Below are 2,217 nucleotides of genomic sequence, written 5' to 3' on the forward strand. Positions count from 1 at the left end.
GGGCCGGGCGCTCTCGCCGCCATATTGGCGGCGCTGGACCTGACGGCGGCTCCCGCCTGATCAGTCGGCCGCTGTCTGCGGATCGAGCAGGCGATGCAGATGCACGATGAAATAGCGGGTCTGCGCGCTGTCCACGGTCATCTGCGCCTTCTGCTTCCAGACGCTGTAGGCGGCCGCGTAATTGGGATAGACGCCGACAATATCGACCTTGTCGAGATCGGCGAAGGTAACGCCGTCCAGGCTCGACAATTCGCCGCCGATCACCAGATGCAACAATTGCTTTTCGCTCGTATCAGCCATGGATCAATTCCGGTTCAGGGATAGGGAGTTTCGCTCGTATTCGCGGCGCCGGCCTCCGGCGGACAGCCATAGACCTTGAGCAATGCCGCATGGACGAGCGGTTTTAGGCTCATGTCGCCCAGGGCCGCAAGCGCCCCATGGCGCACATCTCGTCTGTTGAATTGTGGGAAGCCGGTGCAGACATCGGCGAAATCCAGCCCGGATTCGGAGAGGATCACCGCCGCGCCGGCAATGTCCCAATCCTGCGCGCCCCGCCGGGCCACCGCCGCATCGAGCCGCCCGGTCGCCACCTGCACCAGCCGATAGGCGAGGGAGGGATAGGCCGGGCCGCGCGTATAATCGAGGCCGGAAGCCTGCATTTCCTGGTGCACCGCGCCCGGCGCCGGAATGAGCGGCAGGGCCCCGGCCCGGCGCCGCCGGACCAGCTTCTGCCCGTTGAACCGCGCGCCGCACCCCTTGGCGGCGTCATACATCTCGTCGCGCGCCGGGGCATAGACGACGCCGGCCACCGGCACCCCGTTCTCCACCACGGCCAGCGAGACCGTCCAGTAATCCTCGCCGCGCAGAAAGGCCCGCGTGCCGTCGATGGGATCGACCACGAACACCCTTTCGCAATCGAGCCGGCTCGGATTGTCGGCGGTTTCCTCGCTGAGCCAGCCATAATCGGGACGCGCCTGCAGCAGGTTGGCCGCCAGGAACCGGTCCACGATGATATCGGCCTCGCTCACCGGGGACGCATTTTCCTTGGTCCAGGATTTGACGTCCTTGCGGAAATAGCTGGAGGCGATGATGCCCGCCGCGACCGCCGTGGAGCGCAGCAGTTCCAGATCGTCTGCATAGGGTGGGGCGAAAGCCGGCATGGTGCGGCCTTTTATGCCCCGGCGGCCGATTGGACAAGGCCGCTGCGGGCAAGGCGCCATGCCCGATGCAAGGGACAGGGTAAACGCGGCTCCAAGCGACGCGGTTAACCGCTTCTGACTAGGTGCAATACCCTGCTAACCCTCCCGGAAAACAACATAAACTTAACCGAACCGATTAAGGGGGCAGGTAAGGGGACGCGCTAGATTGGCCTCACAAACGAAGAGCGGAAAAGAGCTCTCGAAGTTACAGGAAGGCATTCAAATGGTTCACGGCGTTGCGATGGAAGGATCGTCTGTCGTTCTGGCCTTCGGCCGCCCGACACTGGCCGAAAGGCGCTTTGTCGCGGCGAACGACAACGGCCCCAAGGACCCGGTGAAAACCGTCACGGTTCGCAAGCACCTCGAACAGAGCGGCGTCGCCGTCAAGATCAAGGTCCCGGTCACCGAGTTCATCGGCGTGGCCGTGGCCACCGCCATCTCCGAAGAGGGCCTTTTGACCAGCTCGATCGAACTGGTCCATTCCGACGCCGAGCTCAATTACAAGGTGTTCGAGGAAGAGGGGAACCACAACGTCGTGGCCGAATGGCAGAACTGGGGCAAGAAGCTCCGCCTGCCGCTCTTCATCAAGGCCGGCGACGGCGCCTACATGCCCTATAGCCAGCAGGTCGATGGCGTGATGCTGGGCCAGAGCGCGCCCCGCCGCAAGCTGGCCGCCGAAGCTGCCCGCCGTCCGCGGTTCCTCAATCGCCGCAAGCCCGGCCAGGTCGAGACCAATTAGGGCGCGGAAGGCGAAAGGGGCCGCCATGCCGTGGCGGCACGATTAGCCGAAAGATTACCTTGCCTCCAAAGCAAGCCGAAAAGGGTCGACCGGTGGTGCGGTCGGCCCTTTCGGCTTTGCGAGGGGCCGATGTCAAAGATCCTTCCGCAGCGCTCACGCGTGCCGAAGTGCCGGACGGTATAAAAACCTCCGGGTTTGCTTAGTCGATGGAAGCCCCGAGGCGGATTCCGCCTCTGAGTATAAAAACGAGACGCAATCCGCCCCGGGGCGTCGGGATTT

The 2,217-nt window shown here is 63.9% G+C and carries 3 protein-coding genes; 1 reads left to right on the forward strand and 2 read right to left on the reverse strand.

The window, feature by feature from the left end; all coding sequences use genetic code 11:
* Positions 1–60: 60 nt before the first annotated feature.
* Complete coding sequence (locus tag A3840_RS18595) at positions 61–300, reverse strand: DUF4170 domain-containing protein (protein ID WP_067460659.1); 240 nt, start codon at positions 298–300, stop codon at positions 61–63.
* 14 nt (positions 301–314) lie between these two features.
* Positions 315–1,160, reverse strand: coding sequence for a 3'(2'),5'-bisphosphate nucleotidase CysQ (locus tag A3840_RS18600; protein ID WP_067460662.1), 846 nt, complete (start codon positions 1,158–1,160; stop codon positions 315–317).
* Between the two features lie 262 nt (positions 1,161–1,422).
* On the opposite strand from A3840_RS18600, the gene A3840_RS18605 reads away from it, so the two are divergent.
* A complete protein-coding gene (locus tag A3840_RS18605) occupies positions 1,423–1,938 on the forward strand; it encodes a DUF6101 family protein (protein ID WP_131798385.1) in 516 nt (171 codons plus the stop codon).
* The last annotated feature ends 279 nt before the right edge of the window (positions 1,939–2,217 follow it).

This window comes from Devosia elaeis, assembly GCF_001650025.1.
Lineage (GTDB): Bacteria > Pseudomonadota > Alphaproteobacteria > Rhizobiales > Devosiaceae > Devosia > Devosia elaeis.